The organism is Bacillus sp. FSL M7-0003, from assembly GCF_038628485.1.
In the GTDB taxonomy this organism is placed as follows: Bacteria; Bacillota; Bacilli; order Bacillales; family Bacillaceae; genus Bacillus; species Bacillus safensis.
This window is the reverse complement of record NZ_CP152024.1, coordinates 1,281,164-1,307,412: the sequence shown is the minus strand read 5'-3', so window position 1 is coordinate 1,307,412 and position 26,249 is coordinate 1,281,164. Positions and strand designations below refer to the sequence as shown.

Annotated in this window: 27 protein-coding genes and 3 riboswitches; of the genes, 8 read left to right on the top strand and 19 right to left on the bottom strand. The window is 40.8% G+C overall.

The window, feature by feature from the left end; translation table 11 throughout:
- Position 1: 1 nt before the first annotated feature.
- The 4 genes from queE to MHI23_RS06605 all read right to left on the bottom strand — a co-directional run bounded on the left by queE (position 2) and on the right by MHI23_RS06605 (position 3,141).
- Entirely contained in the window at positions 2-733 is a 732-nt protein-coding gene (queE, locus tag MHI23_RS06620) for a 7-carboxy-7-deazaguanine synthase QueE (protein ID WP_056766298.1), read from the bottom strand.
- Positions 726-1,166: a 6-carboxytetrahydropterin synthase QueD gene (gene queD, locus MHI23_RS06615; RefSeq protein ID WP_024424684.1), complete on the bottom strand. Its 441-nt coding sequence runs from the start codon at positions 1,164-1,166 to the stop codon at positions 726-728. The genes queE and queD overlap by 8 nt, the downstream gene beginning before the upstream one ends.
- Entirely contained in the window at positions 1,167-1,823 is a 657-nt protein-coding gene (gene queC / locus MHI23_RS06610; RefSeq protein WP_024424683.1) for a 7-cyano-7-deazaguanine synthase QueC, read from the bottom strand.
- Between the two features lie 158 nt (positions 1,824-1,981).
- Positions 1,982-2,026, bottom strand: a riboswitch (PreQ1 riboswitch).
- Positions 2,027-2,097: 71 nt separating this feature from the next.
- Entirely contained in the window at positions 2,098-3,141 is a 1,044-nt protein-coding gene (locus tag MHI23_RS06605) for a hypothetical protein (protein ID WP_098677356.1), read from the bottom strand.
- 244 nt (positions 3,142-3,385) lie between these two features.
- On the opposite strand from MHI23_RS06605, the gene MHI23_RS06600 reads away from it, so the two are divergent.
- The 3 genes from MHI23_RS06600 (at position 3,386) to motB (ending at position 7,424) form a co-directional block, all read left to right on the top strand.
- Positions 3,386-5,488, top strand: a complete 2,103-nt coding sequence (locus MHI23_RS06600) for an ATP-dependent Clp protease ATP-binding subunit (protein ID WP_024426836.1) — start codon at positions 3,386-3,388, stop codon at positions 5,486-5,488.
- A gap of 378 nt (positions 5,489-5,866) precedes the next feature.
- On the top strand, positions 5,867-6,661 hold the full coding sequence (gene motA / locus MHI23_RS06595; protein WP_024424680.1) for a flagellar motor stator protein MotA: 795 nt from the start codon (positions 5,867-5,869) through the stop codon (positions 6,659-6,661).
- Entirely contained in the window at positions 6,654-7,424 is a 771-nt protein-coding gene (motB, locus tag MHI23_RS06590; RefSeq protein WP_024424679.1) for a flagellar motor protein MotB, read from the top strand. Before motA ends, motB begins: the two co-directional genes overlap by 8 nt.
- Positions 7,425-7,616: 192 nt before the next feature.
- Here the strand turns inward: motB and MHI23_RS06585 are convergent, their stop codons facing one another.
- A complete protein-coding gene (locus tag MHI23_RS06585; protein WP_024424678.1) occupies positions 7,617-8,072 on the bottom strand; it encodes a MarR family transcriptional regulator in 456 nt (151 codons plus the stop codon).
- 204 nt (positions 8,073-8,276) lie between these two features.
- Between MHI23_RS06585 and MHI23_RS06580 the strand changes: the two genes are divergently transcribed.
- Positions 8,277-9,782, top strand: a complete 1,506-nt coding sequence (locus MHI23_RS06580; RefSeq protein ID WP_024424677.1) for an ATP-binding protein — start codon at positions 8,277-8,279, stop codon at positions 9,780-9,782.
- Positions 9,783-9,828: 46 nt separating this feature from the next.
- On the opposite strand, the gene MHI23_RS06575 is transcribed toward MHI23_RS06580, so the two are convergent.
- The 6 genes from MHI23_RS06575 to MHI23_RS06550 form a co-directional block, all read right to left on the bottom strand.
- Positions 9,829-10,071: an aspartyl-phosphate phosphatase Spo0E family protein gene (locus MHI23_RS06575; protein WP_024424676.1), complete on the bottom strand. Its 243-nt coding sequence runs from the start codon at positions 10,069-10,071 to the stop codon at positions 9,829-9,831.
- A gap of 300 nt (positions 10,072-10,371) precedes the next feature.
- The gene (locus tag MHI23_RS06570) at positions 10,372-10,902 is read right to left on the bottom strand and encodes a cupin domain-containing protein (protein ID WP_024426834.1); all 531 of its coding nucleotides are present in this window, start codon (positions 10,900-10,902) and stop codon (positions 10,372-10,374) included.
- 16 nt (positions 10,903-10,918) lie between these two features.
- A complete protein-coding gene (locus MHI23_RS06565) occupies positions 10,919-11,557 on the bottom strand; it encodes a methylthioribulose 1-phosphate dehydratase (RefSeq protein WP_024424675.1) in 639 nt (212 codons plus the stop codon).
- Positions 11,521-12,216, bottom strand: coding sequence for a 2-hydroxy-3-keto-5-methylthiopentenyl-1-phosphate phosphatase (locus tag MHI23_RS06560; RefSeq protein ID WP_125586309.1), 696 nt, complete (start codon positions 12,214-12,216; stop codon positions 11,521-11,523). The genes MHI23_RS06565 and MHI23_RS06560 overlap by 37 nt, the downstream gene beginning before the upstream one ends.
- Positions 12,216-13,436 carry a 2,3-diketo-5-methylthiopentyl-1-phosphate enolase gene (mtnW, locus tag MHI23_RS06555; protein WP_125586311.1) on the bottom strand — a complete coding sequence of 407 codons (1,221 nt, stop codon included), beginning with the start codon at positions 13,434-13,436 and terminating at the stop codon, positions 12,216-12,218. The genes MHI23_RS06560 and mtnW overlap by 1 nt, the downstream gene beginning before the upstream one ends.
- A gap of 102 nt (positions 13,437-13,538) precedes the next feature.
- A riboswitch (SAM riboswitch) is annotated at positions 13,539-13,640 on the bottom strand.
- 44 nt (positions 13,641-13,684) lie between these two features.
- Complete coding sequence (locus tag MHI23_RS06550) at positions 13,685-14,875, bottom strand: pyridoxal phosphate-dependent aminotransferase (RefSeq protein WP_169510677.1); 1,191 nt, start codon at positions 14,873-14,875, stop codon at positions 13,685-13,687.
- 163 nt (positions 14,876-15,038) lie between these two features.
- Positions 15,039-15,198, top strand: a riboswitch (SAM riboswitch).
- Positions 15,199-15,277: 79 nt separating this feature from the next.
- Between MHI23_RS06550 and mtnK the strand changes: the two genes are divergently transcribed.
- Entirely contained in the window at positions 15,278-16,471 is a 1,194-nt protein-coding gene (gene mtnK / locus MHI23_RS06545; protein ID WP_024426830.1) for an S-methyl-5-thioribose kinase, read from the top strand.
- 6 nt (positions 16,472-16,477) lie between these two features.
- Positions 16,478-17,539, top strand: a complete 1,062-nt coding sequence (gene mtnA / locus MHI23_RS06540; RefSeq protein ID WP_024426829.1) for an S-methyl-5-thioribose-1-phosphate isomerase — start codon at positions 16,478-16,480, stop codon at positions 17,537-17,539.
- Between the two features lie 24 nt (positions 17,540-17,563).
- On the opposite strand, the gene MHI23_RS06535 is transcribed toward mtnA, so the two are convergent.
- The 3 genes from MHI23_RS06535 to MHI23_RS06525 all read right to left on the bottom strand — a co-directional run bounded on the left by MHI23_RS06535 (position 17,564) and on the right by MHI23_RS06525 (position 20,494).
- Positions 17,564-17,701: a hypothetical protein gene (locus MHI23_RS06535; RefSeq protein WP_162860203.1), complete on the bottom strand. Its 138-nt coding sequence runs from the start codon at positions 17,699-17,701 to the stop codon at positions 17,564-17,566.
- A gap of 89 nt (positions 17,702-17,790) precedes the next feature.
- Positions 17,791-18,282, bottom strand: coding sequence for a methylated-DNA--[protein]-cysteine S-methyltransferase (locus tag MHI23_RS06530; protein WP_024426828.1), 492 nt, complete (start codon positions 18,280-18,282; stop codon positions 17,791-17,793).
- 1 nt (position 18,283) lies between these two features.
- The gene (locus tag MHI23_RS06525; RefSeq protein WP_034623371.1) at positions 18,284-20,494 is read right to left on the bottom strand and encodes a PAS domain-containing sensor histidine kinase; all 2,211 of its coding nucleotides are present in this window, start codon (positions 20,492-20,494) and stop codon (positions 18,284-18,286) included.
- A gap of 293 nt (positions 20,495-20,787) precedes the next feature.
- Between MHI23_RS06525 and MHI23_RS06520 the strand changes: the two genes are divergently transcribed.
- Positions 20,788-21,807, top strand: a complete 1,020-nt coding sequence (locus MHI23_RS06520) for an acyltransferase family protein (protein ID WP_041116436.1) — start codon at positions 20,788-20,790, stop codon at positions 21,805-21,807.
- 28 nt (positions 21,808-21,835) lie between these two features.
- Here the strand turns inward: MHI23_RS06520 and MHI23_RS06515 are convergent, their stop codons facing one another.
- The 5 genes from MHI23_RS06515 to htpX form a co-directional block, all read right to left on the bottom strand.
- Positions 21,836-22,009: a hypothetical protein gene (locus MHI23_RS06515; protein ID WP_166644678.1), complete on the bottom strand. Its 174-nt coding sequence runs from the start codon at positions 22,007-22,009 to the stop codon at positions 21,836-21,838.
- On the bottom strand, positions 22,002-22,166 hold the full coding sequence (locus MHI23_RS06510) for a hypothetical protein (RefSeq protein WP_087975542.1): 165 nt from the start codon (positions 22,164-22,166) through the stop codon (positions 22,002-22,004). Before MHI23_RS06510 ends, MHI23_RS06515 begins: the two co-directional genes overlap by 8 nt.
- Before the next feature lie 6 nt (positions 22,167-22,172).
- A complete protein-coding gene (locus MHI23_RS06505) occupies positions 22,173-22,691 on the bottom strand; it encodes a YetF domain-containing protein (protein WP_024424666.1) in 519 nt (172 codons plus the stop codon).
- A 98-nt stretch (positions 22,692-22,789) separates the two neighbouring features.
- On the bottom strand, positions 22,790-24,136 hold the full coding sequence (locus MHI23_RS06500) for a TrkH family potassium uptake protein (protein ID WP_080652937.1): 1,347 nt from the start codon (positions 24,134-24,136) through the stop codon (positions 22,790-22,792).
- Positions 24,137-24,280: 144 nt separating this feature from the next.
- Positions 24,281-25,180: a protease HtpX gene (gene htpX / locus MHI23_RS06495; RefSeq protein WP_024424664.1), complete on the bottom strand. Its 900-nt coding sequence runs from the start codon at positions 25,178-25,180 to the stop codon at positions 24,281-24,283.
- Positions 25,181-25,458: 278 nt separating this feature from the next.
- Here htpX and MHI23_RS06490 point away from each other — a divergent pair, with 278 nt between their 5' ends.
- Positions 25,459-26,175, top strand: a complete 717-nt coding sequence (locus tag MHI23_RS06490; RefSeq protein WP_025092320.1) for a DUF1836 domain-containing protein — start codon at positions 25,459-25,461, stop codon at positions 26,173-26,175.
- Positions 26,176-26,249: the final 74 nt, after the last annotated feature.

Here is a 26,249-nt window from a genome sequence, read left to right as displayed (position 1 = left end):
TCTATACGCCTCGTTTATTTCCCCACAATAACGTGTGCAGCTGCGGCAGCACTCTTACGCGGTTTAAGTCTGGATCTTGCGCGACTTGATCGACAAGCGCTTCATATTTCTTTAATAAATGCGTTAATAAGTACGCATCATCACCTGTCGTTGTGTCATCATTTCCTACCTGCAAATAAAAAGGAAGCTCAGGATATTTCGCATGAACATCCTTCGCATACGCCAGATCACGATCGTCAAAAATCACGACTTTCAAGCTAGCATGCTGCAATCTATTCCCGCTTTTCAGCTCATCTATAATACGTGTTAGTTTCGTAAAATCTGTTTTCATATTCGAGCTTGGTGGCTTAGGAGAAATGGTTAAATCATCAATTTTCAAAAACCATTCCTGATACATCGTTCCTTGTGTTTCAAGCGCTGTATCAATTCCTTCTTCATGCAGCAAATCAATAAGGGATTCCATTTGTTTTAAAAGCGCCGGGTTTCCCCCTGAAATGGTGACATGAGAAAAAGCCTGTCCGCCTATTCTTTTTAATTCTTTGACAATGTCTTCTGCCTCAAGCCACTGAATGTCATGCTTCGCTGAGCCATCCCATGTAAAAGAGGAATCGCACCAGCTGCACGAGTAGTCACAGCCAGCCGTTCTGACAAACATGGTTTTTTGTCCAATGACCATTCCTTCTCCTTGAATGGTTGGACCAAAGATTTCTAATACGGGAATCGCTTTAGCCATTGATCTCAACTCGTTTCGGACGGTAAATGCAATAGCTTGTTGGTGTCTCTCTGACAAAGACCTGAACACATGTCGGCTTGTTCGCTAAAGTCGATAAATACGCTGCGACTTTGTCATGTACGGTCTTTGCCACCACCTCAGTGGTTGGCATCGCGTATCGATCGTTTGATGAGAATTCCTCATGATCATTGAGCAGCGTGTGATCATACTGCCCATGAATGAGCTTCTTCAATGTACTGAAATTGACAAGGAAACCCGATTCATCTAGCTCGTCTCCCGCAATCGTGATATTGATGGTGTACGTATGACCATGAACACGGCTGCATGCGCCCGCATCTTCCCGCGGGATAAAATGGGCAGCAGATACATGCATGTCTTTATTTAATTCAAATGAAAATGGATGATCGGTTTGTGGATAGATTTGAGAAAGCATTTATTTTGCCTCCTTCATTTCCATATAAGTGTCATAGCCATTTTTCCGCAGCTTACACGCAGGACATTCCCCGCAGCCATCAGAGATGATGCCGTTATAGCAAGTGAGCGTTTCATTTTTCACAAAATCCAGCGCATTAAGCTCGTCTGCCAGCTTCCATGTTTCTGCTTTATTCAGCCACATCAGTGGTGTATGAATCACAAATGGTTTTTCCATTGCTAAATTCACTGTGACGTTGCAAGATTTCACAAACTCGTCACGGCAATCTGGATAGCCGCTAAAGTCTGTCTCACAAACACCTGTGATAATATGTCTTGCTCCAATTTGATACGCTAATATAGAGGCGAAGGATAAGAACACTAAGTTTCTTCCTGGTACAAATGTGGAAGGAAGCTCCCCTTCTTTTTCCTCAATGTCAATGTCATCTCTTGTTAAAGCATTAGGTGCCAGTTGATTTAAAAGTGACATATCTAATAGATGATTCTTCACACCTAATTTGTCAGCGATTCTTTTGGCGACATCAATTTCTTCTTGATGACGCTGATTATAATGAAAGGTCACTGTTTCTACCTCTTCAAATTGTTGAAGTGCCCATAATAAACAGGTCGTACTGTCCTGTCCCCCGCTAAAGACAACGACTGCTTTTTCATTTTTCATTTTCTGTTCTCCTCCTTTTGCAGATGGTACAACCGTACAACACTGCATCTGAAAGGCTCCTGAAAACCCCTATTTTTCTCAAAAGAAAAGACACCTTTACATGTGTATGAGGTGTCCCAGCCATAAAAAATAAAAAATGCCACATCCAAGGATACGGCAAGTCCTTAGTTTTTTATAGAGGGTTTTGCTAGAACCTCTCCCGTCTTCACGGATTTTTGTTCAATTTTCACAGAGGATAGTGTACCACATATTTTTCTTGCAGGCTATCCTTTCTTTACTTATCTAGCGGTGCAGGCACTTTTTTTAGACAAAGAAAGAGGATAAAAAAGATGCTGACATAGCCAAAAACCGGATAAACCGTTGAAATCAGTGTACCGTAACCAATTTTACTAATCACATAGCAGCATATGAGAATAAGGGATATCGTAAAGATGCTGTTCATTCGGATATATGCCCTCACTTGTCTCTCCAGCCCGTATAAATTGCCTATGACGGATGTAAAAACTTCACCGAAGATGACAAATAAATAAATGAGATGAATCGAGTTTGCAACTTGATACACCACCTGGGCCATTGGAATATCAAACGCCTCCAGCATATCTAATGAAGAAAGAGATAAGAAGCAAGCAAGCAAAATGAGTGTCAGCATGACACCCCCAAGCACCGCTCCCTTTTTAATGACTGCTTCAGAGGTCATTTCATTTGCGACGGGTACTAACACTGCCTGTGACAGTGCTAAATTAAAGGCACCATATGACACTGCTGATAATATCCACTCGCCCTCACCCATTTGCAGCGCAAGAACATAACTTTCACTGCTGCTAAACACAAATGAATCAAGAAACACGATCATTGAAAAGAAAATCAGCATTGGAACGACAAGCACGTTGACGCCAAATAACCCTTTTGATCCTTTAAAGAGTACAATGACGCTCAGAATGATCGTCAAAAAGATCCCATATTCCTTCGATATACCAAGTTGTTCTTCAAAAATAGCCCCTGCGCCTGAAATCATCACTGAGGTGACACCAAGTAAAATAAAAAACATGACAATATTAATATAACGACTCGCAGCTGTGCCAAATAAAAAACGATTCATATCTTGATAAGATTCTGCTTCGATTCGTTTCGAAATCAGCATCATTTTTGCACCAAGACCAGTAAAAATAACACCGCTAATCAGGATTCCTAATAGTCCAATCCAGCCAAAACGAACAAAAAATTCTACGATTTCTTTTCCTGTCGCAAACCCAGCTCCAACCACTGTTCCTACATATACAAAGGCAAGCTGAAAAGCGGATTCATTTGAACGTTTCATGTGACCCCTCCGCACCCATCACTTTCGATTGTTCCTTTTTTATCCTATGAGACAAGTTCCTTGAAAAGAAGGACAAACCATGATTAAATGCAAAAAAGGATTTTTATTCCCCTTTGAGCAAAACAGTTGAAAGTCAAAATAGGTCAGAGTATACTATAGTCAAAGATGGTCAAACAATAGACCATTTTCTTTAACATTCATTGGTCAAATAAAGTCAAACTTTATTTTAAGGAGGTCATGGCAAATGCGTTGTCAACATTGTCAAGTAAATGAAGCAACTATTCGCCTGAATATGCAAGTAAATTCGTCCCGAAGCCAAATGGTTTTATGTGAAGACTGCTATACCTCTTTGATGGAGCAGTCAAAAATGAAAATGGGACCTCAGCTCTTTGGAGGAAGTTCATTCTTCTCTCAGGCAGCAGGTCATGCCCCAAACATGGAGCAGCCAAAGCAAAAAGGCTTACTCGATGAGCTTGGCCGTAACTTAACAGATGGAGCAAATGCTGGTTTAATTGATCCAGTCATTGGCCGTGATGAAGAAGTCGCAAGAGTCATTGAGATTTTAAATAGAAGAAATAAAAATAACCCTGTTCTTATTGGTGAACCAGGTGTTGGGAAAACAGCGATCGCAGAAGGACTCGCGCTCAAAATTGCGAGCGGCGATGTGCCAAATAAATTAAAGAACAAACAAATCTATTTATTAGATGTCTCCTCACTTGTCGCAAACACAGGTGTACGCGGTCAATTTGAGGAAAGAATGAAGCAGTTAATCAAAGAACTGCAAAGCCGTAAAAATATCATCTTATTTGTAGATGAAATCCATCTTCTTGTGGGCGCAGGATCTGCAGAAGGATCAATGGATGCTGGAAACATTTTAAAACCAGCCCTTGCAAGAGGTGAACTGCAGCTAGTAGGTGCGACGACATTAAAAGAATATCGCCAAATTGAAAAAGATGCTGCACTCGAACGGCGCTTCCAGCCCGTCATCGTAGATGAGCCAACACAAGATGAAGCGATCGACATCTTAAAAGGCATTCAAGATAAATACGAGGCCTATCATGGTGTCACCTATTCAGATGAAGCAATCAAAGCTTGTGTTCAATTATCTTCGCGGTATATTCAAGACCGTCATTTACCAGATAAAGCCATTGATTTAATGGATGAAGCTGGTTCAAAAGCGAACCTTTCCATTGATGCAGCAAGTGAAGATGAGCTGACAAATCGATTAGCGGAAATTGCCGCGGAAAAACAAGCTGCGCTAAAAGAAGAACAATATGAAAAAGCAGCGAAGCTTCGCGATGAAGAAGAAGCCATTGAAGCAAGACTTCAAAACAAAACAACTGAAAAAGAGCATATCGTTACAGCAGAGGACATTCAGGCCATTGTGGAACAAAAAACAGGCATTCCTGTCGGGAAACTCCAAGCAGACGAACAAACCAAAATGAAAGAAATTGACGTCCGTCTAAAAGCACGAGTGATTGGGCAGGAGCATGCGGTTGATAAAGTGGCCAAAGCCGTGAAAAGAAGCAGAGCTGGATTAAAATCGAAACATAGACCAACAGGCTCCTTCCTTTTCGTTGGACCAACAGGTGTCGGGAAAACCGAATTGTCTAAAACGTTAGCTGAAGAATTATTCGGTTCAAGAGATGCGATCATTCGTTTAGATATGAGTGAGTACATGGAAAAACACTCTGTGTCCAAACTCATCGGTTCTCCTCCTGGTTACGTTGGACATGATGAAGCCGGCCAGCTGACTGAAAAAGTGCGCAGAAAACCATACAGCATCATTTTGCTGGATGAAATCGAAAAAGCACACCCAGATGTACAGCACATGTTCCTGCAAATCATGGAAGACGGCCGCTTAACAGACAGCCAAGGCAGAACGGTCAGCTTTAAAGATACAGTCATTATCATGACAAGTAACGCAGGCACCGCAGATAAAACAGTCAAAGTGGGCTTCCAATCTGATCAGGAAGAAGCGTTTGAGGAACAATCACTCATTGATTCACTGAGCAGCTACTTCAAACCAGAATTTTTGAACCGTTTTGACAGCATCATTCAATTTGATTCACTAGACAGAGAGGACTTAGTGAAGATTGTTGATCTTCTGCTCAATGAGCTGTCAGAGCAATTAAAAGAGCAGAATTTAACAGTTCATGTCACAAATGAAGCAAAAGAAAAGATCGCAGAGCTTGGATATCATCCTGCATTTGGTGCTCGTCCACTTCGAAGAACCATCCAAGAGCACGTTGAAGACCAAATGACGGAAATCCTGCTTGAAGAGGAGCAGCTTTCTGGATTTACTGTGGATGTTGAACATGACGAAATCGTCGTAAAAAAAGGATAACTACATCTTCAGGATGATATGCACCTCCATCATGTTGCGGCGTCTAAGTTCCATCTGAACGCCGACGCTCCCCCGCCTCTTTTCCTTTACGATAAAAGAAAAAGAGGTGGATCACATGATGAATTGGAGCTACGATCTTATCAAAATCATATATGAAGAAAAATTAAAAGAACTGCTTCATTTAGATGAACCAGCTCAAAACGATTAAATGGAGACTCCCTTTATATGAGAGGGAGTTTCTTCTTTTACATATTTAGAAAGCGCTTTCGTCAAAAATTCTTCACAGAAACTGTCTTAATTTTATATTCTTACTAAAACCATTCTAGAACACACCGATATTAACTATAGAAAAAGATAGTTAAAGGATTTGGTGAGATAATGGACAAAACATCGTTAATTGGTATTATTTTAGCATTTATTGCACTGGGTGTCGGTATGGTTTTGAAAGGTGTGAGTCTAACTGCTCTTCTCAACCCGGCGGCTATATTAATCATTATTGTTGGAACGGTTGCAGCTGTTGTCATCGCATTCCCTTCTAGTGAAATTAAGAAAACACCAAAATTGTTCGGAAAAATTTTCAAAGACAGCCAGCTTCCAACGATTCAAGAAATGATCCCTCTATTTTCAAACTGGGCACAAATTGCGCGTCGTGAAGGTCTTTTGGCATTAGAAGCAAGTCTTGAGGAAGTCGATGATGATTTTCTAAAGAACGGGTTAAGCATGGCAGTTGACGGCCAAAGTGCTGAATTTATTCGAGACGTCTTAACAGAAGAAGTTGACGCCATGTCTGAACGACACCAGTCAGGTGCATTAATCTTTACACAAGCTGGTACATACGCTCCGACGCTAGGGGTACTTGGCGCCGTTGTCGGACTTATTGCCGCACTTGCCAACATGGGAGATATTGAGGCACTTGGACATGCAATCAGTGCTGCCTTCGTCGCCACACTGCTTGGGATTTTTACTGGGTATGTATTATGGCATCCATTTGCCAACAAGCTGAAGCGTAAATCAAAGGAAGAAGTAAAGCTTCGTCTAATTATGATCGAAGGTATTCTGTCTGTTCTTGAAGGTCAGTCTCCAAAAGTCATTGAACAAAAACTTCTTATGTACTTACCAGCAAAAGAGCGTGCAAATCTTGTCATTGAAGAAGGAGAAAATCAAAATGGCTAGGAAACGTAAAAACCATGATCATGAAGACCATGTAGATGAATCTTGGCTTATCCCTTATGCCGATCTTCTGACGCTTCTTCTCGCCCTCTTCATTGTGCTTTTTGCATCTAGTTCAATTGATGCGGCAAAATATGAACAGATGGCTAAGTCTTTTAATGTAGTTTTTACTGGCGGTACCGGTGTTATGGATCAATCCAGCATGCAAAGCACGGAAGAAACTGAAAACAGCAACCAGGTCAAGAAAGCAGCCGAGGAAGAGAAAGATGAAGAAGCCAAAGCAAAGGCTAGGGACCAAGCGGTTCTCACAAAGGTCAAAAAGCAGGTCGATTCATTCATTGCAAATAAAAAACTTGGTGCCAAGCTCGAAACAAAGCTTACGGATGAAGGACTTCTCATTACGATTGAAGACAGTATCTTCTTTGATTCTGGGCGGGCAGTTATTCGCCCTCAAGATGTCCCGTTAGCAAAAGAAATCTCAAAACTGCTCGTCATTAATCCCGCACGTGACATTGTCATTAGCGGACATACAGATAATGTACCGATCAGAAATTCAGAATTTGAATCAAACTGGTATTTAAGCGCCATTCGCGCTGTGAACTTTTTAAATATTCTTCTTGAAAACAGCAATCTAAACCAAGAGAACTTTAGTACAAAAGGATACGGCGAATTCAAACCGATTGCCTCAAACGATACAGCAGAAGGCAGAAGTAAAAACCGGCGTGTAGAAGTACTCATTTTACCGATTGAGAAAAAAGCGAAATAAAAAAAGAAGCCAGGGGCTTCTTTACAGATTGTTGACAAAGGGCTAAAATGATCTCTATTTTAGCCCTTTGTCTTCTTTTCAGCGTGATAGAATACCTTTGCAGTCTAGGAACGAGCACCGGCACGCAGGACTAACGCCAAATGCGAGGGATTGCCTGCACGCTGAAAAGGAAGCCGGCGGCTTCCTTTTTATTTAGTCTTGATGATCATATAAATGCTTTGCACGCAGCCCTACATGTTTGAGCATATCAATGCAGACATCTTTCTCTTCTTCGCTCAGGACACTGATCATCTCATGAATTTCTTTCGCATGATCTGGGAAGATGTCATCAAGCAAAGCTCGTCCCTGCTTGGTAATATGCGCAAATGTCACTCTGCGGTCTTCTGCACAAGCCTTGCGACTGAGAAGTTCTTTCTTCTCCAATTTATCGACCACATACGTGATGCTGCCGCTTGCAAGTAAAATCTTATCACCGATTTGCTGAAGCGGCTGATCACCTTTATGATATAGCAATTCTAGCACAGCAAATTCAGTTGGATTCAGCCCGTGCTTCACAATATGTTTGTTCATGTGATGATTAATTGAGCGATAGGCACGTGATAATACAATAAATAGTTTCAATGATTTTTCAACATTATGATTTTCCATTTTTTATCATCCTTTATGAAATGCAACCTACTAATGTGACATTAATAAACAATAAGTAAAATGTCAACATTTTGATCCATCTTTAGCACGAAAATGAGACCAGAACGAATCACCTAATTTTTTAAAAATCACACAAGTCATCGTAATAAAGATAGGTTCAATGCTATAATAAGTCTATTAGGTAATACGTTGGAGCGATGAATGATGAGTATACTGAAAGGGTTTTGGAAGAAGATCAGGCTTTACCTTATTTTGGTCATGCTTCCAACCCTAATCATTAGTTATTTTATCTACGAAAAAGAAACTGAAAAAATCGATTTAAAGAACAAACAAACCGCTACACTTATGTTAAATATTCACAAAAACCAAATGAATTATTTAATAAGTGAGACAGAAGCGAGATTAACTTCCCTTGCCATGGGATTTGACCAGCCGCTTGAGACGAAAAAAGTACAAAACATCCTAGAGAAAATCTATAAACAAGAACCTCGTTTTTCAGGTCTGTATCTCCTAGACAAAAAAGGAAATGTAACAGCAAGCACCACCCCGTTAAAGGAAAAAATCAACCTATCATTCAGAGATTACTTTAAACGCATTCAAGTGACCAAGCAGACCGTGATCACAGACAACTATGTGAGCCGAATTACAAAACAGCGGATTCTCTCCATTTGTGTGCCTGTTCTCGATGAAAACGAAGAGGTCACCAATGTACTGATTGCCGCCATTCAAATTGATTATTTAAGAAATATTATGAATGTATTGAACCCTGATCTTCATTTTAAGATGCTGAATCAAAATGGACATGTTGTGTTCACAAGCGGTCCACAGCCAGTACCCGAGGGCGGCAGCACCGTGTCTACATATTTAGATGAAAACAGCTGGAAGCTGGAGGTTTTTCCGCAGCGTGCTTCAACTAGTGAAGTGCTGTCTGTGATGCTCATCCCTTTATCCAGTGCGTTTATTTTATTAAATATTTTATTCACACTCGTCCAATATATCGTGTTAAGGCGGCAAACTCAGCAGGAGCGTCATGAAAATGAAGCGCAAAAGCTTGAATTGATCGGAACACTCGCAGCAAGTACAGCACACGAAATTCGCAACCCATTAACAGGGATTAGCGGATTTATCCAGCTATTGCAAAAGAAGTATCATTCAGAAGAAGATCAGCTCTATTTTTCTGTCATCGAGGAAGAAATTAAACGGATCAACCAAATCGTCAGTGAATTTCTTGTACTAGGAAAACCAACGGCAGAAAAATGGCAGAACAACTCTGTAAAAGAAATTGTAAGTGAAATCATGCCGATCGTTTTCTCTGAGGCAAACCTTTATAATGTGGAAGTGGATTTGCAAATCAATACGATTCAAGATGTGGGCGTGTATTGCACAAAGGATCATATTAAACAAGTCGTTTTAAATGTAGCAAAGAACTCTTTAGAAGCGATGCCAAACGGCGGTCATTTGAAGATTGTGATCGAAGCTGAAAAAGAACATGTCATCATTAAAGTAGAGGATACAGGTGAAGGCATACCAGAAGAGATGTTAAAGCACATCTTCCTCCCCTTTATTACGTCGAAGGAAAAAGGCACAGGTCTTGGGCTTGTCGTGTGTAAACGAATCATTTCGATGTATGGCGGAACAATTGATATTCATAGCGAAGTGAATAAAGGAACGACTGTCATGATCATGCTTCCTTCTGCTCACTCAGCATAACTGAAGATGTCAGCCGGTTTTGCTTATGCAAGACCGGTTTTTCATGTCAATAAGAGGGGCGGTTCACAGATAAAAGACTCATTTGAGACACAAGATCATGAAAGGAGGGGGCAGATTGTTTCTCATGAAAAAGAAGATGCTGATACTCATTCATCAGGTTGTCCAGTTCTTGACTATATTTAATTGTCTTCTCACCAGTGTACCCTTCCACTTGAGCAGCTTCTACCATTTGTTTTCTCTTCTCATCAATGGACATCAGCAATTGTTCTTTCCTTACATAAATATTCATGATCTCAGCTCCCGCAATGAATTCGACTGTCTATGCTCAAAATGATCCGACACCAAAATTATACTTTATTTGTAAATTAAATTAAATATGCTTATTTTATTTAATTTTTTACAGCCTAAAGACCTTTTACCCAATCAAATTTGGGGGTAAACTTCAAATTTGGACAGGACTGACACATTGATTAAACAGAATTTTATCCTATGCAGAAGATCAAAATCAACTATTTTCTTTCTCATTTTATGTCTAATTTCCTAAAAAAAAGCTGATCTTCCGCCTCATGCGGAATGATCAGCTCTATCATTAAACCGTTTCTTCCTCGTAAATCGGCACCCAGCCCTCAGTTGTGACAAATATGCGAACTGCGACCACTTTGCGATCCTCTTGAAGTGTAAAGTAATGACGAATGTTTGGCGGCACAGAAATTAAATCACCTGGATTCAATCTCACATCAAAAAAGACGCCATCCTTGCCTTGAATAGCAAAGATTCCGTGCCCGCTCACAATAAAGCGTACTTCATCATCTGTATGGTGATGCTCACGTTTAAAGTTTTGGAGCAGCTCATCAAGATTTGGAGTGGCATCAGACAATGAAATGACATCCTGCGCTTTGTACCCTCTTTTTTCAGAAATACTTTGGATTTCCTTTTGGAAAACAGTCAAAATCTCTTCCTTTTCCTCATCGGTTAAATCATACTTTTCTGATAAACGGTTTGGCAGCTTTTCAATATCCCAATGCTCATAAATGACCCCTTGGTTTTCTAAATATGATGCTACCTCTTGTTCGTTCTCAAGTAATGTGTTCTCTTCGTTATGAATCAAAATCGTCGCCATATGTTTTTCCTCCTTTTTATCTTACAAGCTGCTGTTGATAAAGCGCTAATTTTAAGTGATAGCTAAATAAAAATTCATATGCTTCTAATACTCGTTTTGCTTCAAAGGCTGTTTTTCCCCAGACCGTGATGCCATGATTGCGAATGAGTACAGCACCAGATGACGCCTCTAGTGTCAGATGTTTGGCAAATTGCTCTGCAAGCTGCGGAATATGAGCTGGATTTTCAATAATCGGAATCGACACTTCTGCATCCTCTTCCCAATAACCAAGCGCTTTGATGATTTCGTTGCCTTTAAAACGAATCTCTCCCTTATCCCCATATAGCTCTGACATCACATTATTATCGATTGTATGGACATGGAGGCAGCAGCCTGCTTTCGTCCGTTCATACACGTAAGTGTGAAGCAGTGTTTCAGCTGATGGTCTAAGCGGTTCGTTCGGATGATGGGGCTGGCCTGCTGCATTTACTAGCACAAAATCTTCGTTTGTTTCTTTTCGTTTATCTTTGCCGCTTGCTGTCACCAAAAACGTGATTGGATCATCCGACACCTTGATCGATAAATTACCGCTTGTTCCGAAAAACCAATCTCTTTGGGCCAGTTCACGTTTAACGTCTGCTAGCTCCTGCCAGCGTTTGCTCTTTGCGTCTGCCATTCCTTCACTTCCTTTATTTGAACAAATTGCGCGTGTAGATCAATAAATGTTTCATACTCCTTATGTACGAGCCCGAGCTCTTGACATTCATTGAGCAAGTAGTCTCGTGCAAACGTAAGATCCGCATGCTTCGCCGCCTCCACATCAGTCACTGAATCTCCGATCATGATGATGAAGTCATCCTCACGAGTCAGCTTTCGAATGATTGAGGGCTTGCAGCATCCGCAGCCATTTTGACATTGCGTATCACAGGCATGCGGCCATTCAATCTGAATATGGTCTTCCCCAAATGATGCATGGTTGCAATAAATATCGTCTCGATCGACAATGCCTTCGAGGATAGGGTAGACAAAAAAGTCCATCCCCCCGCTCAGTACATAGAAAGGAATATCTGCTTTTTTTACCTCATCCACAAATTGCTTAAATCCTTCTCGAATCTCTGTATCCTCTAAAATAAATGATTGAATGGCATCCTTTTGATCACTTGTCAGTAATTGAAACATTTGCCCGACGCCTTCTTGAATGGTGATTTCTTTTGACAGGACACCATCCTTCAGCTTCGTCCATTCACTTGGTGCAAACTGTTTCATGATGCGGATGATATTATCATTTTTTGTAATTGTTCCATCAAAATCACAACATACAATTGGTTTTTTCATTATTCTGCTACCCTTCCCCAAAGATCAAGTGCCGCTTTTAAGTCTTGGCAGGAAGCCGCCTTATCTTGGATGGACTCTTCATGAATCACGGCATCAATGATCGAACGAAATGCCTTCCCTCCGCCGATGGCTCCCCGCGGATGTCCGTGAATGCCTCCACCTGCATTTATCACATGATCAATTCCAAAATCTTTGATTAATACTGGAACCATTCCTGGATGAATGCCTGCTGACGGGACAGGGAATGTTTTTTGAACCGTATCCTCTTTTACGCAAGCTTCATAGATTCCAAGGGCATCTTTTTTCGGAAGTGCAACCGACCCATAAGGTGAGGGGAAAAGGCTCAAATCAGCGCCAGCATATCGATTTAATTTGCCTAAAAGAAGAGAATGCGAGAATCCATATTCAGGAGAGGATGTCAAAGCACCACTCACAGCGGGATGCGCCATAATCGGCAGTGGAATGTCTGGGTCCTCAGCTAGGCTTTGCATGACATCCAGGCCGTAAGCAAAGACATTGAATAAGAGCGCATCTGCCCCAAGTTCAGCGGCCTTTCTCGCCCGATCCTTCAGGTCAAAGGTTCTGCCCGTTAAATTGACAGCATACAGCGTGCGGTGTCCTGTCTCTTCATAGGTTTCTTTTAAAATCGCTTTTCCTTCTTTGATTCGCTCTTCAAAAGGAGCTAATGGACTTTCAAATAAAATTTCATCGTCTTTGATGAAGTCAACCCCGCCTAATGCCTGTAAACGGAGCTGCTCTTTTAAATCCTGCATATCACGGCCGATAACGCCTTTAAAAATACTCATCAATAATGGACGATCAAACACATTTACCTTTTTTCGAATGCCATCAATTCCAAATACAGGTCCTGGCAGGCTTTTTTTAAATTCTTCAGAAAATTGGATATCGACTAGCTTCACTTTTCCGTCTAGTGAAAGCTTTCCAAAAATCGTCGTGAAAACAGCTGGTAAATCAGCTGAAAAGTTTGTCTCAGGATAAGCAATCGTCACCTCTGATTGATAAAGACCATTTTCGGCTGGAGCAGCCTTTTCTAATACTTTTTCAACTCGGCCTTTATGCTTTTGAAGCTGCTCCTTTTTGAGCTGCGGCAAATCCGTCCATGATCCAACTGTTAAACCAAGCGCGATCTGCTCTGCTTTTCGATTTATTTGTTCATCCTCTCGATGTGTTAATACGTATGTTGCCAGTAATTCACTCACTAGGAATCCCCTTTCGATTGCGTCATGCATATGTTCAATAAAAAAACCTCTTCAAGTGCTTCTTGAGCGCCTTAAAGAGGTTGTTTCGTGTCATTCGTCCGAATCTTATCTCTCAGCGCTTGCTGCAAGAATTAGCACCGTGCTTCATGGAAGTCGGTTGCCGGGCTTCATTGGGCTAGTCCCTCTGCCTACTCTTGATAAGAATATTCAATTTTCTTAAATATTGCCTGAATTATCGCACCATTTTTTTATGTTGTCAATGGCTTTTTTTCAAACAGATTCAAAGCAGCGATGCGCTGAGCAGCTTCTTGTAACCGCTCCTCACTTGTTAGAAGCCCTGCTCTCACGTACCCTTCACCGTGATCACCAAAGCCATTACCTGGCGCAACCACAACATGTGCCTTCTCTAATAATAAGTCAGAAAAGGCTTCAGATGTATATCCTTCCGGCACCTTTAACCAAGCAAAAAATGATCCCTTTGGTGCACTGACTTCCCAGCCAATTTCTTTGCAGGCAGCAATCCATACATTCCGCCTTTTCTCATATCGATCATTTTGCACCTGTACGCACGTTTGATCGCTTAATAGGGCTTCCGCTGCTGCGTCTTGAGTGGCTTTAAACAGGGAGACAAACAGATGATCCTGATAAAGCTCAATGGCTTCAATAACAGATGAATTTCCAGCTGCAAATCCTACTCTCCACCCTGCCATATTGTACGTTTTAGACAATGTGTAAATTTCTATTCCCGTCTCTTTCGCTCCCTCTATTTGCAGAAAGCTGAGCGGCTTTTCTCCATCAAATCCAATGCCGCCATATGCAAAATCATGGACAACACATAGCTTGTGATCTTTCGCAAATGTAACGGTTTCTTCAAAAAATGAACGGCTTGCCGTAGCCCCCGTCGGATTGTTGGGGTAATTTAAGTACATTAATTTTGCCTTTTTCTTATCATCCTCAGGCAGCAAATCGTAGTCAGGTAAAAAATCATTTTTTTCAAGAAGTGGCATGGTTACCATATGCGCTCCAGCAAGCACAGCGCCTGACCAATAATCAGGATAGCCAGGATCAGGGACAAGAAGCGTATCACCCGGATTCAGCAGGCATTGCGGCAGCTCAACAAGCCCTGCTTTCCCGCCAAATAAAATCGCAATTTCCGTCTTTGGATCAAGTGTGACGCCATATTCTCTTTCATAAAAAGCGGCAGCAGCCTTTTTTAATTTCGCTGTTCCACGGAATGAGGAGTATTGATGATTTTCAGGTTTTGCTACCGCTTTCTGCATGGCTTTTACAATGTGCGGAGGAGTTGGCTGATCAGGATTTCCCTGCCCCAAATTAATGATATCTGCCCCTTCCTGCACTTTTTTCTGCACCTTTTGGACAAGGGACGCAAAAAATTGTTTCGGTAATTGTTTCAACACATCTGATTGCTGGAATTCCATTTCTTCACCTTCTATTCAAGTTACGTGACAATACAATCACTGTAATGGATTGTTTTATGAATTGTAAAGCAATTTTGAAAAAAGATTGACATGTAAAGCAACGCTCTGATAATATCTTGAATTAAGAAATGCAAACAGACACGAAACAATTACATATTGATTTCTCTTATCGAGAGTTGGGCGAGGGATTTGGCCTTTTGACCCCAACAGCAACCGACCGTTAATACCACTGTGAAGTGGGGCGCAGCAAGTAACGCGCCAAGACAATTGTCTTATAGGGCACGGTGCTAATTCCATCAGACGTATGTGCTGAGAGATAAGAGAGGCTTTGAGCATACACACCATCAAGCCTCTTTCTCTCAGGAGAAAGAGGCTTTTTTATATGATTTGGAGGGGAAGCAATTGGTTACACTTACGGCATCATATGAAGAACTAACAGAAAGCTCGGCAGTTGCACTCGCAATTAGACTTGGTTTGATCCAAGAAAGCAGCCATTTGACATGTACTGAAATTGGTGACGGGAATTTAAATTACGTCTTTCATATTTATGATCACAAACAAGAAAAAGGATTGATCATCAAGCAGGCGCTGCCTTATGCAAAGGTGGTTGGGGAGAGCTGGCCGCTTACATTAGACCGGGCAAGAATTGAAAGTGCCGCCCTGATCAAGCAGTCAGAATATGCGCCGCATCTCGTACCAGCAGTCTATTATTCAGATACAGCTCTTGCAGTGACAGCCATGGAGGATCTCTCTCACTTAGAAATCGTCAGAAAAGGGCTAATTGCCGGAAAACAATATCCGCATTTATCTGATCATGTTGGAGAATTTTTAGGAAAAACACTTTTTTACACATCTGACTTTGCTACAAATCCTAAAATCAAAAAACAATTTGTGAAGCAGTTTACGAACCCTGACCTGTGTGATATTACAGAAAAACTCGTCTTCACAGACCCTTTCTTTGATAGTGAAACAAATGACTTCGAAGAAGAATTAAGAGAATCAGCAGAAGCGCTTTGGAAAGATCTTGAGCTGCAAGCCAAAGCAGCGGAATTGAAGCGTATCTTCCTGACATCAGCTGAAACATTGGTTCATGGAGATCTTCATACAGGCAGTATTTTTGCAAATGAGACTGAAACGAAAATCATTGATCCAGAATTCGCGTTTTACGGTCCCTTTGGATTCGATATCGGCCACTTTATCGCCAATCTGTTCCTGAATGCTTTATCTCGCGAGAATGAACACGAGCAGCAGCACCTTTTTGACCATGTCGTCAATGTATGGGCAACATTCAAAGAAGTGTTCACAAAAGCTTGGAAAGAGGACAGCATTGAAGCGTTTAGTGTATCGGACAGCTTTTTAGAAACAACCTTTGACCGGATTTTAAAAGAAGCGACAGGCTTTGCCGGCTGTGAGCTTGTCCGCCGAACAATCGGTCTTGCTCATGCCGCTGATCTTGATGCGATTCCATCACCAACTAGACGGATTCAGCAGAAAAAAACAGCACTGACACTTGGAAAAACATTTATCAAACAATATCATACAGTGGAAACAGCGTCTGATCTCGTCGCATTATTCCAGCCATCTGTAAAGGAGTGACGGGTTTTGTCAAAAGAATTTGAAGTCCCCCGTTCTGTCGAATGGGAAGAAAACCGTATTCACATTTTAAATCAGCAAAAATTACCGGCCGAAACCGTATTTGAGCATTTATATACGAAAGAAGATGTGTATGATGCGATTGTGTCATTAAAAGTACGCGGAGCGCCTGCGATTGGCATTACAGCAGCTTTTGGGCTGGCGCTTAGTGCGCAAGCCATTGAGACAGAAGAAATGGATGTTTTTAAACAAGAAGTCATTCGAATCAAAGAATATTTAAACAGTGCTCGTCCAACCGCTGTGAACCTCGCCTGGGCATTAGACCGGCTGCTGCAGCGGATTCAGCGTGCAGCATCAGTGAATGCAGCCAAAACAGACCTTGTCCATGAAGCCATTCAAATTCAAATTGAAGATGAAGAAACATGCAGACAAATCGGTCAAAATGCTCTTCAGCTCTTTAAATCAGGTGACCGTATCATGACCATTTGTAATGCAGGCTCCATCGCAACGAGCCGGTACGGAACAGCCCTTGCTCCCTTTTATTTAGCCAAAAAGAAAAATCTTGATCTTCACATTTATGCATGTGAAACACGCCCTGTTCTTCAAGGTGCTCGTCTGACAACATGGGAGCTTATGCAAGGCGGCGTGGATGTGACGCTCATTACAGATAACATGGCAGCCCATACGATGAAGGAAAAGCAAATTTCTGCTGTCATTGTTGGTGCTGACCGTATCGCCCGTAATGGAGATACAGCGAATAAGATTGGAACGTTAGGTCTTGCCGTTCTAGCCAAGCATTTTAACATTCCGTTTTTTGTAGCAGCACCGCTTTCAACCTTTGATGTATCCACCCGCGACGGGTCAGATATTCCAATTGAAGAGCGCGACCCGCTGGAAGTAAAGGAATTAAACGGCGTCCCCATTGCACCGCCTGATGTTCAGGTATTCAATCCCGCCTTTGATGTCACTCCTCATCATCTTATTTCAGGCATCATTACAGAAAAGGGAATTATCACATCGAACTATGCAGAAGAGATTGATGCTCTTTTCGCCGAAAGCATCTCTCAATAATCGCAAAAAAGCGCCGTGTTCTTGTCATTTAAGAGCACCGCGCTTTTTTGTTTCTTGATTCGTTTTTGTTAAGATTTCTTTTTTTTGTTCTTCCGTCAAAACGTTCATTTTGACACATAGTGATGTAACGGCATACATTTTGCCTTTTTTGCCCCAAAACATGCCAGCGCCCTCCTTTTTCCCTCAACCAACTTTTTTAGCTTAATAAAAGGATATGTCGCTTGACAAACATTTGGAACAGGTCAATCGATTTATTTTTGAACAAATGGGATGCCTTCTAATTCAAGGAGGACCGCTTTCATGTCTGTCTTCGATCCTGCATAGCCCGTCAAAGATCGGTCTTTTCCAATCACCCTGTGACATGGGATAAAAATAGGTAATGCATTTCGTCTGTTAGCTTGTCCGATGGCTCTTACAGCCTTTGGATTGCCAATCGCTTCTGCAATGTCTGCATAGCTTTTTGATTCACCATATGGTATGGCCGACAATGCTCCCCACACCTGCTCTTGGAACGGAGAACCTGTTTGGTTAAGCGGGAGATCGAATATTTGACGCTCACCCTTGAAATATTCATCTAGCTGTTTTTTCGCTTCTTGTAAGACAGGCGTATCTGCTTGCTTTAGATTCGCTGCCTGCTTTTTTGCTAAAAACGGTTCATCATCAAACATCACCTCGATGATGGCACCATCCTTTTCTAGTATGTATAATTCCCCGATAGGTGCGTGATAGACGGTATAATACACGTTACTGCTCTCCTTCTTGTTTCTGCTGCCTAAGTGGTAGCGTGAGATGGAAGACGGTTCCTACGCCTTCCTCACTTTCTACCTCAATAGTTCCTTGATGCTCTTCAATAATTTTATAACTAACCATTAAGCCAAGTCCAGTTCCTCTTTCTTTCGTTGTATAAAAAGGCTCACCTAGACGCTTTAGCTTATCTTCTGCCATTCCGCAGCCTTCATCACGCAGTGAAATGACAATATGCTCCTCGCCCTTCCGCTGAATGCTCACATAAACATTTCCTTTGCGCGGCATGACTTCAATTGCATTTTTTAAAATGTTAATAAAGACCTGCTTTAATTGGTTTTGTTCACAATAAATGAGCGGAATCTCATCCAGCACATTGAGATGCATTTGAACATTGCCAAGATTCGCCTGTGCGTGCAGAAGATCCATCGTGTCTTTCACAATCTGCACCACATTTTTTTCTTCATATACAATGGCTTGCGGTTTCGCTAAAATCAAAAATTCGGTGATGATGGATTCAATTCTTTTCAGCTCTGATGTGATGACATTGAAATAGAGCGAATACTCCCCTTCTATATTTCCTTTTAACAGCTGAATGAAGCCTTTTAAGGCTGTCATCGGGTTTCTAATTTCATGAGCAATTCCAGCGGCAAGCTCTCCGACCACATGAAGGGTATCTGATTTTCTCACCCGCTCTTCTAATTCCTTCCGCTCTGTCACATCTCTAAAGATCGCCAAATTCATATTATGGATAATGTTGCGTTTAAAAGAGAATTCCAGGATACGCTGATCTGGATGATTCAGTACAAACGGAACCTCATTATCCATTTCATCTAATGACATCGCCTCGGCAGGCTGAGCCAAATTTTCTATTTGATAAGGGGCAAGGATGTGGAAAAGATTCATTTCTGTTAAATGATCGTCCTTCAATTGAAGCAGCTCGCTGGCAGATGGATTGACTTCAATGATTCGATATTGATTATCAAAAAGAACAATGCCGTCCATTGATCCATTAAATACTTTGCGGAATTTAAGCTCACTTTCGCGCAGCTCCTGCTCCATTCTTTTTCGATCACTTACATTACGTAAAATGGTTAAGTGCTGTCCTTCTAATACCGCATGCTTTGATGTAAACTCAAGCTCTTTATACTGTCCATTTGCCATTTTGAACAATAGCTCTTCCCTTATTTCATGATTCCGGATATAGCGTCTTCTTGTTGGTCTATATCTCTTATCAGATTTGACGAGAAAGTCGGTAAGTTTTTTGCCAATCAGCGAGTGCATTGGTAATTCAAAAATTCGGCAGGCTGATTCATTGGCTCTCACAATCTCTCCATCGTCCGCCCATATGATGATGGCATCCATTGCATTTTCGAAAATTTCTCTAAAGCGTTCTTCACTTTTTAACAGCTTCTCTTCCATCAGCCTTTTTTCTGTAATATCCCGCATGATGGACATATAAAAACCACTCATCACATTTGATGTAATGGTGAGTTCGAATAATTTGTGCTGGCCAGATTGTAGAGTAACAGGAAGCTCTCCTTTTGCTTTTCCTGTTTCTTTAAGTGACGTCAAAAGGTGCTGCAAGGCGGGAAGATTTTCTTCTTCGACAAATTCATGTAAATAGCGATCGGTTAAATCAGTCTTTTGCAGCTCAAAGCTCTGACAAAAAGAATGATTCGCATCAATCATGCAGCCATCCTGATCAAAAATGACCATCCCATCAATCGCTCGGTCAAACAAATCTTTGAACAGCTGCTCATTCATGGAGCGTTCTCGTTCTAATATTTTCTTTGATGAAATATCTCGCATAACCACTATATATTGCTGATTCATGGTGTCGTGCTCTGCGACAAATTCAATGTATTTTGTTTCGCCATTTTCCAGCTGAATGGAGATTTCTCTTTTTAACGTACCTTTTCGAAAAAATAGATCGAGTGAGCATTCAACTTTATCTTTCGGGATGCCGTATAGGAAATCTAGAACGGATTTATTGAGGAGATCTTCTTTCGGTGTCTGGACAAGCCTGCATGTTGCTTCGTTGGCTTGGATGATGTTGAGGTGCTGATCAAATATAAAAATGGCATCTAGCGTCTTATTTAACAGCATTTTTTGCTGCATCAACTCAGTTCGCAAATATTCGTTCTCTTTTTCTAATTTTCTGATATCTCCCGCAGGGGTTAACCTATTGCCATCGAGCGTTTCAGTCATTCTCTTACACTCCTTTTCCAGCCTCATTCCTCTACAATATTTCTACAATATTTTCATTGTTCCTTCATTCGACTCATAAAAAAAGATAACTTTTTACACGAAGACTGTCTCATTTATTTCATTTGGATGACAGGATTGTATAACGATTCACTTTTCTTACGCTTCTTTTACAACCGTTCTACAATTTCACATCAAATAGCGAATTAAGCGAAAATGTATTTTAGAATGAGGCAAATAAGGGAACAGTGCACTTAGAACATTTATGTTCGAAAACGAGCAGGAAAGGTGATGTTATGGCATCTTCACGAGATAGTTATTTTGATAATGCGAAATTCCTTCTGATTTTTCTAGTTGTTTTTGGTCATTTGTTACGATCATTCATTCATGATAATGACTGGATGCTCTATTTATACAAGTTTATTTATACCTTTCACATGCCCGCCTTTATTTTAGTTTCTGGCTTTTTTGCAAAAGGGTTTAGAAAACCGGGCTTTATGAAAAAAGTCGCCGTTAAGCTGATCATCCCATATTTAATCTTTCAGGTGATCTATTCGGTTTACTATTATCTATTACAGGATCAAAGCATGGCCAATTTAAATCCAATTGATCCGCAATGGTCCTTATGGTTTTTAATTAGTTTATTCTTTTGGAACTTGCTGCTTATTCCTTTTTCAAAACTGCCGTTCCACTGGGCGATGATCGTCAGTTTATCAATTGCATTACTTGTCGGTTATGTGGACAGCATCAGCGATACACTCAGCTTATCACGTACGTTTGTCTTCTTGCCTATGTTTTTAGCTGGATTTTATTTAAAAAAGCAGCATTTTGAATTCATCCGTACAAGCAAAGGAAAGCTTGCAGCACTTTTTGTATTAATGGCTGTGTTCCTGTTTTGCTACTTCTATGAATTTGATTATTCCTTCTTATTTGGCTCAAAGTCGTATGCTTCTCTTGGAGATGAAGGAATGATTGCGGCGATGAAACGAATGGCATGGTATTTGCTTGCATTTGGCGCTACATTCAGCTTCTTTGCATTAGTTCCAACACGCCGTTTCTTCTTTACAAAATGGGGAACAAGAACGTTATATGTTTATTTATTACATGGCTTTGTGATCAAGTTGCTAAGAACCACTTGGTTTGATGACTGGGCGCTAAATGCAGCAAGTGTACTCATTTTATTGCTGCTGACCATTTTGTTAACCTTTACCCTGTCTAGCACTTTTGTCAAAACCGTTGCACAGCCAGTGATTGAGCTCAAAATGACCAATCTCATGCGAACAATCACCGGCAGGCAAGGCAGTTATATCAAATAAAAAACGATCCTTCATGGATCGTTTTTTTCTATTTCTTATTCTGCTGACATGCAGCATCTTTCTTTGGCTTCACCAATGTATCAATCCATTTGCTGCTGTTAATATCTCCAAGCTCACTGCCAAATTCCTCTTCTAAAATATCTGGGTCCATTGGCTTTTTATGGTCCTTCATCTCTTTGCTCTTCATATGCTTCTTAGTCACGAGATGCTCCCCCTTGTTTTCCTTTATGAGAATTTCGGTTTGCCTGACGATCTCTTGATTGTTCGTCAAATTGAGTTTGTCCTTGATCATGTGCCATGCTTTCTGTCGGCGTCATATTATTTGTTAATGCTTCATTTTTCGCTGCTTTTCTTTTCATCTGCATTCAGTCCTTTTTTGACAGGTTTAGTTCTTCTCTTAATTGGTCAAGGAGTTCTTTCATTTGCTTGACCGTCACTGGCTTTTCCTCAGGTTTTAACTCATAGCCAATTTGTCCATTGGCTTCTAGCGTGGCTTTTTTGAGACAGCTGATGTCAGTGATGCCTTGCTGCTTTAAACGCATTTTAAATTGATCCCTTGTGAGCCTTGTTTTCTTCAGCTTATGATCAAGCATTTCGCCATCCTGTAAAATCACGACCGATTTTCCTGAAAGCAATTTTTCAAAAAAATCCGATTGAATTGACAGCTTTTCCATAATGACAAGTGCCACAATAAAGATGGTAGCTGCATAAATGGTTTCAAGTAAATTATGCTCAATAAAGGGTTGGATAATAATCGATCCGATTGAAATCATAATCACTGTTTGTTGTACAGTTAATTGACTAATGGATTTAGGCCCTGCTATTCTCAGCAGCAAGGTACCAACTAGCAGCATGACAATTGCTTTCCATAATACATCCAGCACGTCTCGTTCACCTCTTACCTATAGATTGCGAACATCCCATATGATTTAGCCAGTTAGATAATGGAAATAAAAAAACAGCATTCAAAATGGAATGCTGTTTAACCAATAATGACGCGCTCTTTCGGATAATGATAATTTGCTTCGCTTTCTCTCCGGCCTATTAAATATAAAAAGCTTGGAATACCGATCCGGCCAATAAACATGACCACCATGATAATACATTTACCAAACACAGTGAGATCTGAGGTGATCCCAAGCGACAGCCCCGTTGTTCCGAAAGCAGAGCAAACTTCAAATAAATTTTCAAGAAGTGTATTATGCTCTGTTAAGGATAACAGGAACGTAGCGCCAAAGACCAAAATAAACGCCATCATGGTTACCATAAGGGATTTATTAATATCCGCTTGATGAAGCTCTCTCTTGAAGATTTTAATGGACTTATTTCCCCTAGCAAAATGAAACAAGGCGAGTAAATTAAGAGCAAACGTAGTTGTCCGAATGCCGCCCCCCACAGAGCTTGGGGAAGCCCCGATAAACATGAGCATACATAAAAATAAAAGCGTCGGTTCCGTCAGCTGCGTAATATCTAACGTTGTCAGCCCCCCGCTTCTTGTTGCAGTCGATTGAAACAAAGAATAGAACAAGATTTCGTGCCAGCTTTTCCCTACAAAGCTAAACCCGGCTTCAAGTGCATAGATTCCAATCGCTCCAACAACGACAAGGCCGCCGAACGTGAGCGTGGTGATTTTTGTAAACAATGAGAACGATGCGTGCTTACGGTCCTGATTGAACAAATAATCTTTTACTTCCACAAGCACAGGAAAGCCAATCGCTCCAAAGATGATCAGCAGCATCGTAATAAACTGGACGAAATAATCATCTTTGTAAGGGATAAGAGAACTCCCTGTAATATCGAAGCCCCCATTGGTTGTCGCACTAATACTTGAGAAGAAGCCATGCAAGAAAGCGCTTTGCACATCGTAATACTTGAGAAAATACATACTTAAAATCAGCCCGCCGACAAACTCAATCAGCAAAATTAAATATAAGACCTGCTTCATTAGTTTCACAATTCCAGATAAATTGCTTTGGTTTTGATCTGCCATGATCAGCTTTCTTTCTTTAATTCCAATTCTTTTTCGCATGACAAGCCATACGAAGGTACCGAGCGTCATAATGCCGATGCCTCCAATTTGCAGAACAAACGCAAGGATCCACATCCCTGCCACACTAAATGTTTGTGAGGTGTCGACAACAGTCAGTCCTGTAACACTTACCGCACTCACCGCTGTAAACAAGGCATCAATGAATGTCCATTTGACTCCCTCTTGATGAGCCACTGGCAGGCTGAGAAGAATAAACGACACGGTCACAGCAAGAAAATAATAAAGGGCAATCAACTGAAAAGCTGACAGCCGGTCAATTAGCTTTTTTATAGGATTCATTGTCATTCCTTCTTTTATCTATCTTTTCGAATACCTTTATCATTTTAATGAAAAGAGACATGATTTTAAAGCTATTTTATGCTTTATTTTCTTTTTCATCAAAAAGAAAAAGACATCCTGTTAAAGAATGTCTTTTCGTCTTTCTTATTTTGCTTCTAGTCTTCTGATTCTTTCGTTCAAATCAGGGTGTGTTGAGAAAAGAGAAGCTTTTCGTTTACCGCTGATTTTCAGCGTAGCGACTGCTGTTTGATCATCATCTTTGATTCTTGACGTGTACGCCTCAAGTGAACGAAGCGCATGAATCATTTTGTCTTTACCTGCAAGGTCGGCTCCGCCGCGGTCTGCATGGAATTCACGGTGTCTAGAATATGCAAACACGACAAGGCTTCCTAGGATAGAGAAAATGATTTGGAAAACAATCACAGCGATAAAGTGAACAATCGGCACAAGCTCTTCACGTGAAACAAAACGGCTTGCGATCCATGCCGCAATTCTTGAAAGGAACACAACGAACGTGTTGACGATTCCTTGAAGCAGCGTCATCGTCACCATATCACCATTCGCAACGTGAGCGACTTCGTGGGCGATTACACCTTCAACTGCTGCATCATCCATTTCATGAAGCAATCCAGTTGATACCGCAACAAGTGATCTTCTCTTAGAAGGACCTGTTGCAAATGCATTGACTTCAGATGATTGATAAATACCAACCTCAGGCATTTTAGAAAGGCCTGCTGCTCTTGAAAGTCTGTGCACGCGGTCAACAAGCTGCTGCTCATCATATGTTAATGAATCCTTTTCTGGATTTAACACGCGTACACCCATCATCATTTTTGCCATCCAGCGAGACATTGCAAGTGACATAAACGAGCCAACAAAACCAACAACTGCACTGAATACAAGAAGATAAAGGATATTAAGTCTTCCGTCTGCTCCTATATAAGAACCAACACCAGTTGCTGCACTAATAACCGACAGTACAATACCAATCGTAGTGATAACAAGAATGTTCGTTAATATAAACAGAAATATTCTCTTACCCATACATAACCTCCGCTGTCATATTAAGTTCAAATGAACTTATTAATAAAATTATAAAAATAAACGTCTCAAATTGCAAGGAAAAAGGAATCACTTTCTCTGTTTATCATAACGGCTAAAGCCCCATCACATCAATATTTACGACATTTGCCCCAGCAGAAAAGTGTACAAATTGTGACGCACAGGTTTGAATTTGAGTTTATTTTGCATTTTCATCAAAAAGAGACTATGATGTTGAATTAGATCAATAATCACGTTTTGACGTACAAATGAGGTGGAACATGGTTACTTTTAAATTAACGAGAATTGACATGACAAGACTTCTGTATTCTCTAAAAGGAGAGGGAGATCTGACTCCGCTTCAGCTTTTGAAACTATCTGTAAAAAATGGCAAGGATCATGACTATGATGAATTAAAGATCCCGTCTTTTTTTGAGAAGCTTGAACGGCGGAAGCAAAAATCAGAGCATGGTCTTTCTACAAATGAAATTGTTGAGCTTGGCAACTTGTGTGAGCTGACTTCTCTTAAATCGACGGCGATTCAAAATTGGATCAAACGTGATATTAAAGATATGATTGGCCATCCAGAGCTTGGCAAGAAGTACTCTATTGATCAGGTCGTTATTTTATTAATTGTCAGGGATTTAAAATCAGTTTTTGACTTCGATACCATTCGTATGATCTTATCTGCCTTATTTAACACCATCACAGATCGAACAGATGATATTATTAGTCCAATCCGTTTTTATGAAGCATATGCGCACGTCCTTGATTTTATTTATCACCATACACAATTTCCATTAAAGGAAACAAATTTACGAGAAATAACTGAGGAGCAGACAGACAAACTCCATGACGAGTTTACAGAATTGACGAAGAGCCAATGGAATTTGATTAAAGGCATTATCAGTTCTACCGTCTTCTCTGTATTTACTTCTCATTTGCAAAGTACAGCTCAAGAAATGATGTATAATACGCTTCAGCTGAATAAGGGATAAATAAGAACCGAGGTGACCTTCATCATCTCGGTTTTTTGTACAGCAATTGCCAGCATAAATGTGCGGCTTTTTTT

What these genes read in the sequence shown, in the direction of transcription:
- queE (WP_056766298.1), bottom strand. Translation starts at nt 733, where the DNA reads ATGGCTAAAGCGATTCCCGTATTAGAAATCTTTGGTCCAACCATTCAA.
- queD (WP_024424684.1), bottom strand. Translation starts at nt 1,166, where the DNA reads ATGCTTTCTCAAATCTATCCACAAACCGATCATCCATTTTCATTTGAA.
- queC (WP_024424683.1), bottom strand. Translation starts at nt 1,823, where the DNA reads ATGAAAAATGAAAAAGCAGTCGTTGTCTTTAGCGGGGGACAGGACAGT.
- MHI23_RS06605 (WP_098677356.1), bottom strand. Translation starts at nt 3,141, where the DNA reads ATGAAACGTTCAAATGAATCCGCTTTTCAGCTTGCCTTTGTATATGTA.
- MHI23_RS06600 (WP_024426836.1), top strand. Translation starts at nt 3,386, where the DNA reads ATGCGTTGTCAACATTGTCAAGTAAATGAAGCAACTATTCGCCTGAAT.
- motA (WP_024424680.1), top strand. Translation starts at nt 5,867, where the DNA reads ATGGACAAAACATCGTTAATTGGTATTATTTTAGCATTTATTGCACTG.
- motB (WP_024424679.1), top strand. Translation starts at nt 6,654, where the DNA reads ATGGCTAGGAAACGTAAAAACCATGATCATGAAGACCATGTAGATGAA.
- MHI23_RS06585 (WP_024424678.1), bottom strand. Translation starts at nt 8,072, where the DNA reads ATGGAAAATCATAATGTTGAAAAATCATTGAAACTATTTATTGTATTA.
- MHI23_RS06580 (WP_024424677.1), top strand. Translation starts at nt 8,277, where the DNA reads ATGAGTATACTGAAAGGGTTTTGGAAGAAGATCAGGCTTTACCTTATT.
- MHI23_RS06575 (WP_024424676.1), bottom strand. Translation starts at nt 10,071, where the DNA reads ATGAATATTTATGTAAGGAAAGAACAATTGCTGATGTCCATTGATGAG.
- MHI23_RS06570 (WP_024426834.1), bottom strand. Translation starts at nt 10,902, where the DNA reads ATGGCGACGATTTTGATTCATAACGAAGAGAACACATTACTTGAGAAC.
- MHI23_RS06565 (WP_024424675.1), bottom strand. Translation starts at nt 11,557, where the DNA reads ATGGCAGACGCAAAGAGCAAACGCTGGCAGGAGCTAGCAGACGTTAAA.
- MHI23_RS06560 (WP_125586309.1), bottom strand. Translation starts at nt 12,216, where the DNA reads ATGAAAAAACCAATTGTATGTTGTGATTTTGATGGAACAATTACAAAA.
- MHI23_RS06550 (WP_169510677.1), bottom strand. Translation starts at nt 14,875, where the DNA reads ATGGAATTCCAGCAATCAGATGTGTTGAAACAATTACCGAAACAATTT.
- MHI23_RS06535 (WP_162860203.1), bottom strand. Translation starts at nt 17,701, where the DNA reads ATGTTTTGGGGCAAAAAAGGCAAAATGTATGCCGTTACATCACTATGT.
- MHI23_RS06525 (WP_034623371.1), bottom strand. Translation starts at nt 20,494, where the DNA reads ATGACTGAAACGCTCGATGGCAATAGGTTAACCCCTGCGGGAGATATC.
- MHI23_RS06520 (WP_041116436.1), top strand. Translation starts at nt 20,788, where the DNA reads ATGGCATCTTCACGAGATAGTTATTTTGATAATGCGAAATTCCTTCTG.
- MHI23_RS06510 (WP_087975542.1), bottom strand. Translation starts at nt 22,166, where the DNA reads ATGAAAAGAAAAGCAGCGAAAAATGAAGCATTAACAAATAATATGACG.
- MHI23_RS06500 (WP_080652937.1), bottom strand. Translation starts at nt 24,136, where the DNA reads ATGAATCCTATAAAAAAGCTAATTGACCGGCTGTCAGCTTTTCAGTTG.
- htpX (WP_024424664.1), bottom strand. Translation starts at nt 25,180, where the DNA reads ATGGGTAAGAGAATATTTCTGTTTATATTAACGAACATTCTTGTTATC.
- MHI23_RS06490 (WP_025092320.1), top strand. Translation starts at nt 25,459, where the DNA reads ATGGTTACTTTTAAATTAACGAGAATTGACATGACAAGACTTCTGTAT.